This is a genomic window from Streptomyces phyllanthi (genome assembly GCF_009377205.1).
Lineage (GTDB): Bacteria > Actinomycetota > Actinomycetes > Streptomycetales > Streptomycetaceae > Streptomyces > Streptomyces phyllanthi.
This window is the reverse complement of the sequence record NZ_VJZE01000009.1, coordinates 1-15228: the sequence shown is the minus strand read 5'-3', so window position 1 is coordinate 15228 and position 15228 is coordinate 1. Positions and strand designations below refer to the sequence as shown.

Annotated in this window: 14 protein-coding genes and 1 pseudogene; 4 read left to right on the top strand and 11 right to left on the bottom strand. The window is 73.0% G+C overall.

Features of this window, described 5'->3' with window-relative positions; all coding sequences use genetic code 11:
• Window positions 1-138 precede the first annotated feature (138 nt).
• The gene (locus tag FNH04_RS02980; RefSeq protein ID WP_152780000.1) at window positions 139-867 is read left to right on the top strand and encodes a TetR/AcrR family transcriptional regulator; all 729 of its coding nucleotides are present in this window, start codon (window positions 139-141) and stop codon (window positions 865-867) included.
• On the opposite strand, the gene FNH04_RS02975 is transcribed toward FNH04_RS02980, so the two are convergent.
• The 10 genes from FNH04_RS02975 to FNH04_RS02930 all read right to left on the bottom strand — a co-directional run bounded on the left by FNH04_RS02975 (window position 868) and on the right by FNH04_RS02930 (window position 12366).
• Window positions 868-2412 (bottom strand): ABC transporter ATP-binding protein, encoded by a 1545-nt coding sequence (locus FNH04_RS02975; protein WP_322722538.1) that lies wholly within the window; start codon window positions 2410-2412, stop codon window positions 868-870.
• Window positions 2413-2489: 77 nt separating this feature from the next.
• Complete coding sequence (locus FNH04_RS02970; protein WP_322722532.1) at window positions 2490-3362, bottom strand: ABC transporter permease; 873 nt, start codon at window positions 3360-3362, stop codon at window positions 2490-2492.
• Complete coding sequence (locus tag FNH04_RS02965; protein WP_322722531.1) at window positions 3359-4312, bottom strand: ABC transporter permease; 954 nt, start codon at window positions 4310-4312, stop codon at window positions 3359-3361. Before FNH04_RS02965 ends, FNH04_RS02970 begins: the two co-directional genes overlap by 4 nt.
• Window positions 4309-5913 (bottom strand): ABC transporter substrate-binding protein, encoded by a 1605-nt coding sequence (locus tag FNH04_RS02960; protein ID WP_152779998.1) that lies wholly within the window; start codon window positions 5911-5913, stop codon window positions 4309-4311. The genes FNH04_RS02965 and FNH04_RS02960 overlap by 4 nt, the downstream gene beginning before the upstream one ends.
• 133 nt (window positions 5914-6046) lie before the next feature.
• Window positions 6047-6850, bottom strand: coding sequence for a class I SAM-dependent DNA methyltransferase (locus tag FNH04_RS02955; protein WP_152779996.1), 804 nt, complete (start codon window positions 6848-6850; stop codon window positions 6047-6049).
• A gap of 13 nt (window positions 6851-6863) precedes the next feature.
• Window positions 6864-8126, bottom strand: a complete 1263-nt coding sequence (locus tag FNH04_RS02950; protein ID WP_152779995.1) for an MFS transporter — start codon at window positions 8124-8126, stop codon at window positions 6864-6866.
• Entirely contained in the window at window positions 8110-9168 is a 1059-nt protein-coding gene (locus FNH04_RS02945) for a mandelate racemase/muconate lactonizing enzyme family protein (protein WP_322722530.1), read from the bottom strand. The genes FNH04_RS02950 and FNH04_RS02945 overlap by 17 nt, the downstream gene beginning before the upstream one ends.
• The gene (locus tag FNH04_RS02940) at window positions 9165-10253 is read right to left on the bottom strand and encodes a PLP-dependent cysteine synthase family protein (protein WP_152779994.1); all 1089 of its coding nucleotides are present in this window, start codon (window positions 10251-10253) and stop codon (window positions 9165-9167) included. The genes FNH04_RS02945 and FNH04_RS02940 overlap by 4 nt, the downstream gene beginning before the upstream one ends.
• The gene (locus tag FNH04_RS02935; RefSeq protein WP_152779992.1) at window positions 10250-11113 is read right to left on the bottom strand and encodes a Rossmann-like domain-containing protein; all 864 of its coding nucleotides are present in this window, start codon (window positions 11111-11113) and stop codon (window positions 10250-10252) included. The genes FNH04_RS02940 and FNH04_RS02935 overlap by 4 nt, the downstream gene beginning before the upstream one ends.
• A complete protein-coding gene (locus FNH04_RS02930) occupies window positions 11110-12366 on the bottom strand; it encodes an ATP-grasp domain-containing protein (RefSeq protein ID WP_322722529.1) in 1257 nt (418 codons plus the stop codon). Before FNH04_RS02930 ends, FNH04_RS02935 begins: the two co-directional genes overlap by 4 nt.
• Window positions 12367-12782: 416 nt before the next feature.
• On the opposite strand from FNH04_RS02930, the gene FNH04_RS02925 reads away from it, so the two are divergent.
• The 3 genes and pseudogenes from FNH04_RS02925 to FNH04_RS02915 form a co-directional block, all read left to right on the top strand.
• Window positions 12783-13817 (top strand): permease, encoded by a 1035-nt coding sequence (locus FNH04_RS02925; RefSeq protein ID WP_386575944.1) that lies wholly within the window; start codon window positions 12783-12785, stop codon window positions 13815-13817.
• Window positions 13814-14578 carry a TIGR03943 family putative permease subunit gene (locus FNH04_RS02920; protein WP_322722528.1) on the top strand — a complete coding sequence of 255 codons (765 nt, stop codon included), beginning with the start codon at window positions 13814-13816 and terminating at the stop codon, window positions 14576-14578. Before FNH04_RS02925 ends, FNH04_RS02920 begins: the two co-directional genes overlap by 4 nt.
• 18 nt (window positions 14579-14596) lie before the next feature.
• Window positions 14597-14849, top strand: a pseudogene (locus FNH04_RS02915) (FAD-dependent oxidoreductase); the annotation flags it as partial.
• Between the two features lie 102 nt (window positions 14850-14951).
• Here FNH04_RS02915 and tnpA read toward each other — a convergent pair.
• A partial coding sequence (tnpA, locus tag FNH04_RS02910; protein WP_152779988.1) for an IS200/IS605 family transposase occupies window positions 14952-15228 on the bottom strand: 277 nt, incomplete at its 5' end.

Genomic DNA, 15228 nt, shown 5'->3' with positions numbered 1-15228 from the left:
CCGCGCGGTGAGGTGATGGAACAGCCGCCGTCCGCATTGGGTCAACCCTGTTGACGTAAGGCGGCCGAGGGCCGTTCACTGAACGGTACGCAAGCCCCCGTCGGTGTGAGGAACGAGAGGACCGGGAGGAACACAGCCATGGCCACCCGTGTCCCGCAGGAGCGCAGACGCCGACGACCTACCCGCTCCGGGGTCCTGCTGTCGGAGGACCTGATCGTGGAGACCGCCCTGCGGCTGATCGGCGAGCATGGCCCCGAGGCGCTGAGCGTGCGCCGGCTCGGTACGGCACTGGGCTGCGACCCGACCGCTCTGTACCGCTACTTCCACGGCACCGACGACCTGGTGCTGGCCATCGCCGACCGGATCATCGGCGACGCGATGGAGGGGTTCGTCCCCGGAGACGACTGGGTGGCCTCGTTGCGCGAGATGGCCCTGCGGGTCCGTGCCGGGTACGTCGCCCATCCCCGGGCGGCTGCCATGGCCGCGCACCGGGTGACGCGGCGCAAGAGCGAGATCCGGGCCGTGGAGACGGGAATCGGCCTGCTGCTGTCGGCGGGCTTCGAGCCGGCCTCCGCCGCACGGCTCTATCTGGCCTTCATCGACACCGTCCTCAGCCACGCGGCCGCGGACGCGGCGTTCCAGGCACTGCCGCGGCAACAGCGCGAGGCCGATCACCGGGCGTGGAGGGATGTCTACCAGGACCTGGACCCGGTGGCGTACCCGGCGCTCACCGCGGTCCGTCCGGAGCTGCCCGGGATGGCGGACAGCTCCTTCGAGGAGGCCGTGGACCTGCTGCTGGAGGCGCTGGCGGCACGCGCCCCGGCAGCGAGGGGATGCGGACGGTCCCGGCCCGGGGCTCGGCGCTGATCACCGGGAGAGGCCCGTTCGTGCCGCCAGACGTGCCGTGGTCTCCATGAGCGAGACGGTGAACGGGTGGCTCGGCTCGGTCAGGACGCGGTGTGCCGGGCCCTGTTCGACGAGTTCGCCCGCGTCCAGGACGGCGATGCGGTGGGCGAGGGCCGCGGTGCCCAGATCGTGGGTGATCAGGACCAGGGAGAGGTCGTCGTGGCCGCGGACCAGTGCCGCGAGGGTGTCGAGGATGCCGCGGCGGGTGACCGTGTCGAGGCCGGAGGTGATCTCGTCGCAGACGAGGACGCGGGGACGGGCGAGCAGGGCGCGGGCGAGGGCTGCGCGCTGGAGTTCGCCGCCGGACAGCCGGCCGGGGCGTCTGCGGACCAGGTCCTCCGTGAGCCCGAGGCGGGTCAGGGTGGTCAGGGCCTCGGTCCTGGCGGCGCGGCCGTCGGTGCCGCGCAGCCGGGTCGCGGTGCGGGCGACCTGGTGCAGGACGGGGCGGTGCTCGTCGAAGGCGGCGCGCGCGTCCTGGAAGACGTACTGCACGGCTGCCAGGTGCGCGCGGCTGCGGTCGCGCAGGCTGCGAGGCAGCGGAGTGCCGTCGAGGAGGATCTCCCCGTCGTGGGCACGGTGGAGTCCCGCCAGACAGCGGGCGAGGGTGGTCTTGCCGCTGCCGGAGCGGCCGACGACGGCCAGGCATTCGCCGGTGTGCAGATCGAGTCCGGGAACGCGCAGCACCACGGTCGTGCCGTGTGCCCTGTCACGGTGGCGGGCGGTCAGGTCGCGTATCCGCAGGACCGGTCGTGCGGCAGTGGTTGCGGGCTCGGGCCGCGGGAGCTCCCGCTGCCCGTCGAGCAGCCGGCGGGTCCACTCGTGTCGGGGCTCCAGCCACAGGTGCTGTGCGGGGCCCGACTCCACGACCCGGCCCGCTCGCATGACGTGGACGTCGTCGGCGAGCGCGCGGACGACGTCGAGGTCGTGGCTGAGCAGGACGACGGCGATGCCGCGTGCCGCGACGGCGGCGAGCTGGTCGACGACGCGGCTCTTGGTCAGGGCGTCCTGTCCGGTGGTGGGCTCGTCGGCGACGATGACGCGGGCACCGAGCAGCAGGGCCTGGGCGAGGACGACGCGCTGCTGCTGGCCGCCCGAGAGCTGGTGCGGGTAGCGCCGCGACAGGGCCTCGGCGTCCGGGAGCTGGGCATCGGCCAGCGCCCGCAGGACGCGTTCGCGGGCAGCGGCCCGGCGCTTGCCCAGGGGCAGGTGGCGGACCTGGGCGCGGGCGATGTCGGTCAGGAGGGCGGAGACACGGCGGGCGGGGTTGAGGACGGCCGCCGGGTGCTGGGGGATGTAGCCGACGAGGCCGTCGGCTGCCGGCCGTATGTCGCCGGTGACGCGGGCGCCGCGTGGGAACTCGCCGAGCAGGGCGAGGCCGGTGGTGGTCTTGCCGCTGCCGGAGGCGCCGACCAGCGCGGTGACCTTGCCGGGCAGGGCTCCGAGGGTCACTCCGTCGACGACGGACCTGCCGTCGATCTCGACGCGCAGGTCGCGGATCCCGGCCACGGGCTCTTCGGCGGTGTCGCCGGGTCCGCCGCCCGTGGCGGCCGGCTCCGTCGTGTCGTCGTGGTGGTTCTCCAGGTTCACCGGCGTGCCTCACTCCCTGCTCGGCTGCGGAGGGACTCGGGTGCGCCCCGGCGCTTCGTGTCCTGGACCCGGGTGCTTCGGCGGTCGCCCGCCAGCGCGGCGTCGAAGAGGAGGTTGGTGCCCATCGTCAGGGCGACGATCAGCAGGGCGGGTACGACCACGGCCCAGGGCTGGAGGAACAGGCCCGTGCGGTTGCGGTCGACCATGACCGCCCAGTCGGCGGCGTCCGGGGCGACTCCGACGCCGAGGAACGCGGCCGTGGCGACCAGGTACAGCACGCCGGTCAGCCGGGTGCCGACGTCGGCGGCCAGGGTGCCCAGCATGGACCGGCCGACGTAGCCGACGGCCAGGCGCCACCAGGTCTCGCCCTGCATGCGCAGCGCCTCGACGGCGGGACGGGCGGCGGCCTCCATGGCGGCGGCGCGTACGAGGCGGGCCGCGTCGGGCACGTTGATCAGCGCGACCAGCAGGGCGAGACCGACGGCGCCGGGGGAGAACACCGTGGCGGCCAGCAGGATCAGCAGCAGCGACGGGACGGCGAGCAGGATGTCCAGGGGCCTCATCAGCAGCTCCTCCAGCAGGCGGCGGTGGGTGAGCGCGCTGACCAGGCCGATGGGCAGGGCCACGAGACAGGCCAGAGTGGTTGCCGCCAGGGCGGTCAGCACGACTGGGCGGCCGCCGTGCAGGACCTGTTGCCATACGTCGCGGCCGACGAAGTCGGTGCCGAGCCAGTGGCCGTCGCCGGCGGTGAAGGACACGGCGCGCCGGCCCGGTTCCTCCGCGAACACCGGGCCGAGGAGGGCGAGGACGAGGGGTACGGCGACGACCGCGAGGCCGAGGGCGAAGCGGCCGGTGCGCGGGTTCTTCACGCGGCCACCCCCGCCCGTGGCGCGAGGCGGTGGGCAACCAGGTCGGCGCCGAGGTTGAGGACGACGGTCAGCACCCCGAACACCACGGCGAGGCCCTGCACGACGGGTACGTCGCGTTCGGCGACGGCGTTGAGCAGTACGGTGCCGAGTCCGGGGATCACGTACAGCGCCTCCACGACGATGACACCGCACAGCAGCCAGTCGATGGTGCGGGCCAGCTGCTGCGCGGCGGGGGCGAGGGCGTTGGGCAGGGCGTGCGCGTAGTGGATACGGACGCCGGAAACGCCGTAGCGGCGGGCCTGCGCCGCGTACGGGGAGGCGAGCGCGTCGATCATGCCGGCGCGCACCAGGCGGGCCAGCGAGCACACGGGCCGGGAGAGCAGGACGAGCACGGGGAGGACGAGTGCGGCCGGGTGGCCGAGCAGGTCGGTGCCGTAGCCGACCGCGGTCGGTGGCAGCCAGCCCAGCCGGAGCGCGAAGACGGTCACCAGCAGCACGCCGAGGGCGAACTCGGGCACCGCGTACACGGCGAGGGTCACCGAGCTGATCAGCCGGTCGGCGAGGCGTCCAACGCGTCGGGCGGCGAGCACGCCGAGGCCGAAGCCCACCGGCACGAGCAGCGCCACAGTGAGCGTGGCCAGCAGCAGGGTGGGGCCGAAGCCCTCGGCGACGTACCGGCTGACCGGGCGTCCGGAGGCCAGGGAGGTGCCGAAGTCGCCGTGCGGCAGACCCGCCGCCCAGTCGGCCAGCCGTTCGTACGCGGGCCGGTCCAGTTCCATGGCCTCGCGGATCGCCTGGATACGGGCCGGGTCGGGCTGGTCGCCGGCCAGGGCGACGGCGGCGTCGCCCGGCAGCGCCTCGGTGAGCGCGAAGACCAGCAGCACCACGGCCACGGTCTGCGCGACGCCGAGGAGTAGCCGCCGGGCGACGAAGGAGCGCAGTCCGCTCACGTGAGCCACACCTTGTCGAAGCGGGCCCAGTCGAGCGTGTTGGCGGGCGCGTTCTCCTCCACTCCCTTCACGTTGCGGGCGATACCGAGGATCCAGTCGGCGAAGCCCCAGATGAGGAAGCCGCCCTCGGTGTACAGGCGGCGCTGCATCCGCTCGTAGACCGCGGCGCGCCCGGTCCTGTCCTTGGTGGACTGGGCTTGCTGGTAGAGGGCGTCGAAGTCCTTGTGCTGCCACTTGGTGGCGTTGGTGGTGGAGCCGGTGAGCAGGCGCTGGGAGATGTGGGCCTCGATGGGCATGGCGCCGGAGCGGTAGCAGCACAGGGCGCCGTTGTCGAGGATGTCGCTCCAGTACGAGTCCTTGCTGCCCGTCTTGACGTCGATCGTGACGCCCGCCTCCTTCGCCTGGTCGCGGAAGACGCCGGCGGCCTCGGTGAACCCGGCGGCGACGGCCGAGGTGTCGAGGGTGACCTTCAACTTCTCGGCGCCGGCCCGCTTGAGCAGGGCGCGGGCGCGGTCGAGGTCCTGCTCGCGCTGGGGGAGGCCGTCGGCGTAGTACTCGTAGCCCTTGCCGAACAGGTCGTTGCCGACGACGCCCGCGCCGGACAGGGCGCCGTCGACGAGCTCCTCGCGGTCGGCGATGAGGAAGAACGCCTCACGCACCCGCCTGTCGTCGAAGGGCGCCCGGTCGGTCTTCATGGCGAAGCCCTGCATCGCGCTGTTGCGGAGCCGGACGATCTCGATCTGTCCCTTGCCCTCGTGGGCGCGGGCGGTGGCGGGGTTGAGCTCATGGGCGTACTCGACCTGGCCGCCGAGGAGCGCGTTGACGCGGGCGGACTCCTCGTTGGCGACGACGAACTCGATCTCGTCGAGGTGCGGGGCGCCGTCCCAGTAGTCGTCGTTGCGGCGGAAGACGGCGGAGCGGCCCGGGGCGAAGGAGACGAAGCGGAAGGGGCCGGAGCCGATCGGCTTCCTGTCGAACCCGGTCGCGCCCTCGGGCACGATGTACGCGCCGAACGCGGCCAGGATGTTGGGGAATTCGGCCGTGGGGCGCTTGAGGACGAACTCGATCGACCGCTGCCCGGTGGCGCGGCTGGCGTCGAGGTCGATGGGCTCCAGGGACGCCTTGGCGCGGAACGCCTGCCCGGGGTCGGCGATACGGCGGTAGCTGTAGAGGACGTCCTCGGCGGTGACCGGCTTGCCGTCGTGGAAGGCGGCCTCGCGCAGGGTGACCTGCCAGCGGTCCAGGGCCTTGTTCGCCTCCCACTTCTCGGCGAGGCGGGGCTGGGCCGACAGGTCGGCGCCGTAGTCGGCGAGCTTGTCGAAGAGAGCCTTGGCGCGGGCGGCGTCGGCGAAGAGGTTGGCCAGGTGCGGGTCGAGGGTCTCACTGGCACCGCCGCCCGCGAACGCGGCGCGCAGCCGCCCGCCTCTCCTGGGAGCGCCATCGCCCTTGCTCTCGTCGGCGCCCGGGCCGGAGCCGCCACCGCATCCGGCGAGGGCGACGACACCGAGCGAGGCGGCGCCCGTCGCGGCGAGGAAGCCGCGGCGGCGCAGTCCGGGGAAGCGCTCCTGGGACGGGAGACGGCGGGTGGATTCGTCGTGCATGCGGGTTTCCTCCATGTGTGTGGACGGCTGCTGTGTGGACGGCTGCTGTGTGGGTGGCTGCTGCGGTCGCGGCGGGAAAAAAGAGAGAGGAGGCGGCAGGTTCTCGCGCGTCAGGAGGCGGAGGCGGGCCCGGTCAGGCCGACCCGGTCAGGCGGGCCACCAGGTGCAGCCGGTCGGCGTCGGCGGTACGGCCGGGGAGCAGGCCCTCGTGCCAGGGCGGCTCGGTACGTGGGCCCGGTCCGTCGTGGAGCTCGAGGACCTCGAAGCCCTGCGCGGCCAGGAGGCGGCGCAACTCCTGCGGGAACAGCAGCCGCCACGCGGACCGCTGCTCGACGGGCGGGGACCCGTCGTCCGTGGTCCACACGCGACTGCGGCGCAGGAGCTGGGCCGTACGGTCCACCGTGAGGACGGTGGTGGAACGGTGGACGGTGCCCCGCCAGGTGAACTCCTTGACGGTGGGCACATCGAGCAGCTCGGTACGGCCGAGGAAGTACGCGCCGTTGCGCATCTCGGCGACCAGCAGACCGCCCGGGGTCAGGGCGCGGCGGCAGCAGGACAGGAAGGCGTCGAGCTGTTCGTTGGTGTGGCAGTACAGCAGGGCGCTGTCCAGGCACACGACGGCGTCGAACACGCTCCGGCCCAGGTCGAATCCGTGGAGGTCGGCATGGACGTACTCGGGCCCGGGGTGATGGACGCGGGCGTGGGTGAGCATCGCCTCGGAGATGTCGGCGCCGGTCACCGTGCGGCCGGCGCCGTGGAGGTGGGCGGCGTCGCGGCCGGTACCGCAGCCCACGTCCAGTACGCACGGTCCCGCGCCGTGCCGCCCCAGACAGTCCTCCGCCCAGCGCCCGGCCAGCCGGTCGGGGTCGGGGAAGCGGGCCTCGTACAGCTCGGGGTTGTCGGTGAGCAGGTTGGGCGGAACGGTCGAGGGGCGCATGGCGTGTCCTTCCTCAGGCCGTCGCGGGTACGGAGGGCTTCGGCGCCGTCGGCAGCGAGCCGAGCCGGTGCAGCCAGGCCACGCCCAGCGCGGACGCGAGCCCGAACAGGGCGCAGCACGCCCAGGGCAGCCAGCCGGCGTCGCCCCGCTCCCCGGTGTCCATGGCCCAGCCGACGACGGTGTTGCCGACGGCGGCGGCGATCCCGGAGACCACGTAGAAGATCCCGAAGTACGTGCCCGTCAGCTCGGACCGGCCGAAGCCGGGGACGATCTCCATCACGAACGGCTGGGCGACCATCACCCCGAGGTGGAGCAGCAGGGCGCCGGCCAGGACGGGCAGGGCACGCAGCGCCGCGTCGGCCGTACCGCCCGGGCCGCCGGGGTCACTCGCCACTACGGCGGGCGGCAGGAACGCCAGCGCCATCAGGCCCAGCCCGGCCGAGATCCAACGTGCCCGGTTCCCGCGCTCCTTGAGGGCTCGGGTGACGCGCAGTTGCAGGGCCAGGTTGGCGAGGGTGCCCACGAGGAAGACGAGGCCGGCGGCGCCGTCCCAGCCGGTGGCCTGCCGGGCTCCGTCGGGCAGCAGCAGGTACAGCTGGTTCTCCAGGGTGAACATGCCGACCATGGCGAGCGCGAACGCCAGGAAGGCCCGGTTGCCGAGGACCTCGCGCCAGTCCGCGAGCACGGTGCCCCTGCTCGGCTCGACCTCCCGGGCGGGCAGCACCAGGGCCTGCGCGACGGTGAGGACCGCGAAGATCCCGGCGGCGGCCAGGGCCGACGTACGGAAGTCCACCAGCAGCAGCGCGCTGCCCAACAGCGGTCCGATCAGGGCTCCGGCGGTGGCGAACACGTTGAACAGGGCGAACGCCTCGGCTTTGCGCTCGGCCGCCTCCTGGGCGATGTAGGCGCGTACGGCGGGGTTGAACAGCGCCCCGGCGAAGCCGCTGAGCACGGACGCGGCGAGCAGGACGGCCAGGCTGTCGCCGAGCGCGAACAGCGCGAACCCGAGGGTGCGCAGGGCGCAGCCGGCGATGATGACGCCGCGCGCGCCGAGCCGGTCGGAGGCGGAGCCACCGATGATGAACAGGCCCTGCTGGCTCAGGTTGCGCACGCCGAGGACCACACCGACGACGGCGGCCGACATGCCCAGGTTCTCGCCGAGGTGGGTGGCGAGGTAAGGGATGAGCAGGTAGAAGCCGGTGTTGACGCCGAGCTGGTTGGCCAGCAGGAGCTGGACCGCGAGCGGGAAGCGGCGGATCTCACGCCACGTCCTCATACGCCCTCACCTCCTGGACTCCGAGGCCAGGGAGGTCACTTGCCCGTACGACGCCGTCCTCGCCGCCGATGCCCCGCCACGGGTCACGGGCGAGCAGCAGATGCCCGTCGAGGTCGGTCCAGCGGGCCCGGTCGGCGAGGTGGACGGCGGGTGCGAGGCCCAGACTGCTGGCGGTCAGGCAGCCCAGCATCAGCTCCGTGCCGCTGCCGTCGATCGCCTCGGCGATACGCAGCGCGGCGTGCACGCCGCCGCACTTGGCGAGCTTGACGTTGACGCCCTGGACGCGTCCGGCCAGCCGGCGGACGTCCTCCAGGGTCACGGCGTCCTCGTCGGCGATGACGGGCAGTGGCGAGCGTGCGGCCAGCGCGCCCAGTGCCTCCGGGGTGCCGGGCGCCAGGGGCTGTTCGACGGCCTCGACACCGAGGTCGGCGAACCGGGGCAGCAGCGCCTCGGTCTGCGCCACGGTCCAGGCGCCGTTGGGGTCCAGGAGCAGCCGGGCCCGGGGCGCGGCGTCGCGGATGACGCGGACGCGCTCCACGTCGTCCTCGGGGTCGGGGGATCCGGCCTTGACCTTGACGACCTCGAAGCCGCTCGCCGTGAGACCGCGTACCTGTGCCGCCGCGTGGGCGGGGGACGTGATGCCGATGGTGCGGGCCGTGGCCGCGGCCGGAGGTGCCACGGCGCCGAGGAGCCGATGGACAGGGCTGCCCGCCCGCTTGCCGACGAGGTCGAGCAGCGCGGCCTCGACGGCGGCGGTCACGGCCGGGGGAGTGCCCTCACCGGCCAACTCGCCCGCGTTCAGCGCCTCCAGGGCGCTCTCGGGACCGGGGAAGCGGGCGAGGTCCGTACCGGCAGCCGCGAGGAGCCGTTCCAGGGTCCGCGTGTCGAGACCGTAGTAGACGCTGGTGACGGCTTCGCCGTGACCGGTGACGCCGTCGTGTTCGACGGTCAGCCACACGGCTTCGCGGGCGGTCATGGTGGAGCGGGAGATACGCAGCGGCTCGCTGAGGTCCAGACGTACGGTGTGCAGGCCGGTCTTCACGGCTTCCTTTCCGGATGGGGGAGGGCCTTCAGCGGGTCGGTGACGCGGGTGCACCGCACCCAGCCGGTGGCTTCGGCCGCGCGGGGGTGCGGGATCTCCACCGGCCGGGCGGCCGCCGTGGCGGGGTCGAGGCCGTGGGCCGCGGCGAAGTCGTCGTCGTAGACGGTGCCGAGGTAGCGGTGCGGGCCGTCGGGGAAGACGGTGGCGACGACCGCGCCGGGGTGGACGCGGGCGGCCCACGCGGCGACGCGGGCGGCGGCGCCGGTGCTCCATCCGCCGCTGACGAAGCTGGAGTGGGCGAGGCAACGGCAGCTGTCCACGGCCTCGGCCGGGCCGACCCAGTGGACCTCGTCGAACGCCTCGTAGGCGACGTTGCGCGGATGGATGCTGCTGCCCAGGCCGCGCATCAGCCGTGGCCGGGCGGGCTGGCCGAAGATCGTCGAGCCGGTCGAGTCCACGCCGATCAGCCGCAGTGCGGGCCAGCGGCGCCGCAGTGGCCCGATGACGCCGGCGCTGTGGCCGCCGGTGCCGACGCTGCACACCAGGATGTCCAGGTGGTCGAGCCGGTCGATGAGTTCGGCGGCCAGGGAGGCGTAACCGGCGCTGTTGTCGGGGTTGTTGTACTGGTCGGGCCAGTACGCGCCGGGCAGGACGGCGAGCAGCTCCTGGAGCCGGGCGAGCCGCGCGGCCTGCCAGCCGCCCCGTGGCGCCGGGCGGTCCACGAGCTCCAGCCGCACCCCGTGGGCTCGCAGCAACTGCCGCATGGACGGCTCCAGTTCACTGTCGCCGACCAGTACGACGGGGTGGCCGAGGGCCTGGCCGGCGAAGGCGAGCCCGATGCCGAGGGTGCCGGAGGTGGACTCCACCACCGGGGCACCCGGCCGCAGTTCGCCCCGCTCACGGGCGCCCAGCAGCATCGACACGGCGGCCCGGGCCTTCATACCGCCCGCCGCGAGCCCTTCGAGCTTGGCCCAGAAGCCGGGGTGTGGGCCGGGCAGTTCGGCGGTGACGCGGACCAGGGGTGTGCGGCCGAGCAGGGAGAGCAGTTCCGGGCGCGCGGCGGGCCGTACGGCCGTCGTGGTCATCGTTCGCCCCCCGGACGCGGGCCGCCGTAGCGGTGCAGGGTGCCGGGACCGCCGTCGAGCCAGAAGAAGGGGTACGGCTCGGCGCACACCGCGCTCACCCCGTGGCCGAGGAAGCGGGGCAGTACGGCGCTGCCGGTCTGGGCGAACATCACCAGCTGCTTGCCGTGCGCCAGCGCGTGCCGCCGCAGCGGTTCGAAGGTCCCGTTGCCGAGCGTCATCCCGGAGACGAGCAGGGCGTCGCAGCGGCCGGCCTCGCTGAGCGCGCCGGTGACGACCTCCTCGCCCCACTCCGTCGCCCCGCCCTTGAGATCGCACGGAACGTAGCCCAGTCCGCGCGAACGCAGCGCCTCCAGCAGGGAGTTGACGACACCGACGACGAGCACCGTCGTGCCCGGAGGCAGATCGAGCAGCTCGACGACGGCCCGCGCCCGGGCCCGGGACTTCTCCAGCGACGTCCCGGCGGGCAGCGGGACGGGTCGCGCCCCCTGAGCCGGGCCGTGCGGGGCGACGTGCATCAGGTAGGCGTCCAGGGCGGCCACGCGCACCGGCAGCAGCGGATGCTCCAGCAGGCGGGGCACGTCGGCGCCGACGCAGTCGTCGATCGCGCCGCAGGGCAGAGCCCCCGGCTCGACCGCGCACGAGCCGACGGCCCCGGCCAGCCGCAGGCTGAGGACCTCGTTGCGGTAGCCGGTGCCGCGCCCGTCGTGCCGTACGGCCTGCCGGGTGGTGAACGCCACGGCGATCCGCTGTGCGGCCGGGTCCGGGCCGAGCTCACCGGCGCGGACGCGTTCCACGAGCTCGTCGTACGACGCGCATGTCGCGAACGCCGCCGTGCGGGCTGTGCCGGTGGCGGCCGTCATCGGATCACCAGCCCGGACCGCAGCTCACCGAGCAGGGCCTCGACCCGGTCGCGGGCGCCCAGCCCCTCGGCATCGCCCGCCATGACGTGCCCGAGGTACTCGTTGTTGCTGCCCGCCGCCTTCACCTGCCTGCCGGGCTCGGCGAGCTGTGTCTCCAGCACTCCCGGTGCGTCCCGCAGCCGGCCGCCGTCCAGTGACTCGAGGGTGCCCGAGGTGCCCGGTACGAGGAAGCCGATGGCCGCACTGCGCAGCCCGGTCTCCCGGCGCCGCAGGTCGGGCGCACGGCCGAGGGACACCTCCACGAAGGCCGCGGCCAGGTCGACGCCGGTGACATGGCGGACCAGCTTGGTGATGCGGTTGCCGGCGGGCCGCGGGTTGACCTCGACTACGCGCGGTCCGGCGGAGGTCAGCTTGATCTCGGTGTGCGCCACCACGCCGTCCACCAGCCCGAGCGCCTTGAGCGCGCCCAGTGCGGTCTGCTCGGCGGCTTCGGTGTCGGCGGACGTGAGGGCCGCCGGGAACATGTGCCCTGTCTCGACGAACGCGGGCGCCCCGCCGACGCTCTTGTCGGTCACGCCCACCACGTGGACGGCTCCCGCGTGCGACACCGTCTCGACGCTCACCTCGGGGCCGTCGAGCAGCTCCTCCAGCAGGACGGCGGGCTCCCGATGCTGTCCACGGGCGTTGACCGGGAAGCCGGCCAGCGCCCGTACGGCGGCGGCGAGCTGCTCCTCGCCGTCCACCCGCCGCACGTACATGCCCGCACACAGGTCGACGGGCTTGACCACCAGCGGGTAGCCGATCTCCCGTGCCGCCCGCGCGATGTCGGCCCACTCCTCGTGCACGGCGAAACGCGGCCCGGGCACCCCGGCGTCACTGAGGACCCGGCGGGTGGCGTCCTTGCGGCAGGCGTTCTCGACCGCCTCGGGGCTGGAGCCGGGCAGGCCGAGCCGCCCGGCGATCCGCGCCACCGTCGGCAGGTAGTAGTCGCAGGACGTGATGACCCCGTCGAAGCCGAGGACCGCGTGCAGCCGCTCGGCCTCGGGCAACAGGGCCTCGATGTCGTTGGTGTCCGCGGTGATCACGTTGCGCGCCCCGAGCAGCGGGTGCGCTGTGCCCTCGGGCGCCGAGCGCAGGTAGTGGTGCAGATCCCGCGTGAGGAACGTGAACTCGTGCCCGCCCTCCCGTATCGCCCGTGGCAGCAGCCTGCTCATCGAACCGACCCAGCTCTCGACCACCAACAGATGAGCCACGGCTCCCCTTTTCGTCCCGTTTCGCGCTGCGTGGTTCTGGCATCAGGGCAGCCCGACGACGCCTCTGAGGGGAGGCGGCCGGCTGTGCCACGGGAAGACGCTATCGATAATCATTTTCATTGTCAGGTCCTGGATCGAACTTCGCCGGAGAAAGTTCGCGACCCGGCCTGCGCGCCGCACGGTGCTGCCCTGCGACCTCGGCTGCGACTGCGCCGCACGGGGCCCGGACTGCCTGCGGCGCTGTGACCGACGTCCCGTGAAGTCCCGACCCACTTCCTCGAGTTGCCGGCGCTGCGGCTAGGGTCTGCCTTCGCATGGATCCCCTCCAGAGGCCCCGGAGCAGGCGTGCCGGGGAGGCGGGTGTGGGGTCCGGAGTCCGTTGTGTTCGATCCGAATATCTGGCTTTCGGAGCTGGCGTGCAGAAGACAGGTGACCTGGTCGAGGAAGCGGAGGCGGCCGTCGCGGCTCCCGCGGCGGCCGATGACGCCCCCCGGGGCTGGCCACGGTTCTGGCCGCTCCTGTTATTGGCGGCGGCCACCCTTCCCGGTACGGCGTTCTTCGTCATCGGCCGGTGGGGGGACGAACCGGCCATGCAGGCATGGCGGACCGTCTGCCTCGCCGTCACCCTGCAGGCGCTGCCCTTCCTGCTGCTCGGAACGGCCCTGTCCGGCGCGATCAACGCGTTCGTGCCGGCCCGTCTGTTCCAGCGGATGCTGCCCCGGCGGACCGTGCTCGCCGTCCCGGTCGCCGGAGCCGCCGGGGTCGTCCTGCCCGGCTGCGAATGCGCGTCGGTACCCGTCGCCAACAGCCTGATCGGCCGGGGGGTCCCCCCGGCCGCCGCCTTCGCGTTCCTGCTGTCGGCGCCCGCCGTCAACCCGGTCGTCCTGACCGCGACAGCCATCGCCTTCCCCGGCAGTCCCGTGATGGTGCCGGCCCGGCTGCTCGCCTCGCTCGCCACCGCCGCCGTGATGGGCTGGCTGTGGCTTCTCCTGGGCCGTGAGGAGTGGCTCAGGCCGGTCGCGCGGCACACCGGACACCAGCCGGGACACAACCGCTGGACCGAGTTCCGGCGCGGCTTCCAGCACGACTTCCTGCACGCCGGCGGCTTCCTGGTCGTCGGGGCCATGGCGGCGGCCACCTTCAACGTGATGGTCCCGCGCTCCGTGCTCGACACGTTCTCCAGCTCGCTCTGGCTGTCGGTGCTGTTCCTGGCCGTGCTCGCCATCGTGCTCGCGGTGTGCTCCGAGGCCGACGCGTTCGTCGCGGCCTCGCTCAGCGGGTTCTCCCCGCTCGCGCAACTGGCGTTCATGGTGGTCGGGCCGATGGTCGACCTGAAGTTGATCGCCCTTCAGGCGGGTACGTTCGGCCGGAACTTCGCGGTCCGTTTCTCCGCCGCCACGGCGGTCGTCGCGGTCCTGTGCAGCGTGCTGGTCGGAGGGGTGCTGCTGTGAGACGTCCCCTCCAGGTGATCCTGCTCGTCCTCATCGGTCTGGGTCTGCTGCACGCCTCGCTCTTCACCGACCTGTGCCTCAGGTACGTGAAGGAGGGGATGCGTCCGCTGCTGATCGCGTCGGGAGTGCTGCTGCTCCTGCTGGGAGCGGCGGAGGCCTGGTCGTACCGGAGGCCGGGCGGAGGTGACGAGCGACCTGAGCACGGCGGCCACGACGACAGCGACCGCGGTCATGATCACGACCACTCCACCGCGCCCCGCGCCGCGTGGCTGCTGTTCCTCCCCGCGCTGAGTCTGCTCTTCTACGCACCGCCGGCCCTGGGCGCGTACACCGCCTCCCGCGAGGCACCCAAGGCGGTCACGGAGCAGGAACACTTCGATCCGCTTCCCGCGACCTCGCCGGTCCCGATGACCCTCACCGATTTCACCAGCCGCGTGCAGCAGGACTCCGAGCAGGCCATCAAGGGACGCCGGGTCCGGATGACCGGTTTCGTCACGCCCGACAAGCAGGGTGACGGCTGGTACCTGACACGGACCATTTTCCTGTGCTGCGCGGCGGACGCCCAGTTCGTCAAGGTGCGGATCCACGGGGGCCCGGCTGTGCGCACCAACACCTGGGTGTCCGTCACGGGCACCTGGCACCCCGGCGGGACTCTGGGCACGAGGTCCGCCCCGGCCGCGCTCGACGCCGACACCGTCAAGAAGGTCGCCCGGCCGGTGAACGCATACGAGGACGCCCTTCCGCTCGTCCCTTCCCGTTAGGGGCCACCCCTTTTCGACCGCACGGTGATCCACACGCCCAGGGGCGAACTCCGGGCCAGTCCTCGTCAACTGCGCGGGCCTGCACAGCGACAAGATCGCCGAAGCGGCAGGTGACCGGCCATCGGTGCGGATCATGCCGTTCCGCGGTGAGTACGCCGAGATACGGCCCGCACGCCGCGCACTGATCACCAACCCCGTCTACCCGGTGCCCGATCCCGATCTTCCGTTCCTCGGCGTGCACGTCACCCCCATGCTCGACGGCTCGGTCCATCCCTGATCTTGTGTGGGGATCCCCGGCTTCAGCCGGGGAGGGAAACGCATCCTCGGGCCGGAGGCGCGCAGCGCCGGAGTTCGCTGCGCCTTGGGGTGACGGTCAGGTAGGCCGCTTCTGGCCCTCGATGTACTGGCGGACGATGCTGAGCGGTGCACCGCCGCATGACCCGGCGAAGTAGGAGCGGGACCAGAAGACGGAGCCCAGTCCGATGTGGTTGATGCGGCCGGTGTACTCGGCGCGCAGGTATCGGGAGCTGACGCCCTTCAAGCTGTTGATCAGCTTCGACAAGGCCACCTTGGGCGGGTAGTGCACGAGCAGGTGCACGTGATCGCGCTCGCCGTTGAACTCCTTCAGCTCCGTCTCAAAACTGCCGCAC

Bases quoted from the DNA above. Each gene is read 5' to 3' on its own strand.
- FNH04_RS02950 (WP_152779995.1), bottom strand. From the start codon at position 8,126: ATGAGGACGTGGCGTGAGATCCGCCGCTTCCCGCTCGCGGTCCAGCTC.
- FNH04_RS02960 (WP_152779998.1), bottom strand. From the start codon at position 5,913: ATGCACGACGAATCCACCCGCCGTCTCCCGTCCCAGGAGCGCTTCCCC.
- FNH04_RS02940 (WP_152779994.1), bottom strand. From the start codon at position 10,253: ATGACCACGACGGCCGTACGGCCCGCCGCGCGCCCGGAACTGCTCTCC.
- FNH04_RS02980 (WP_152780000.1), top strand. From the start codon at position 139: ATGGCCACCCGTGTCCCGCAGGAGCGCAGACGCCGACGACCTACCCGC.
- FNH04_RS02955 (WP_152779996.1), bottom strand. From the start codon at position 6,850: ATGCGCCCCTCGACCGTTCCGCCCAACCTGCTCACCGACAACCCCGAG.
- FNH04_RS02935 (WP_152779992.1), bottom strand. From the start codon at position 11,113: ATGACGGCCGCCACCGGCACAGCCCGCACGGCGGCGTTCGCGACATGC.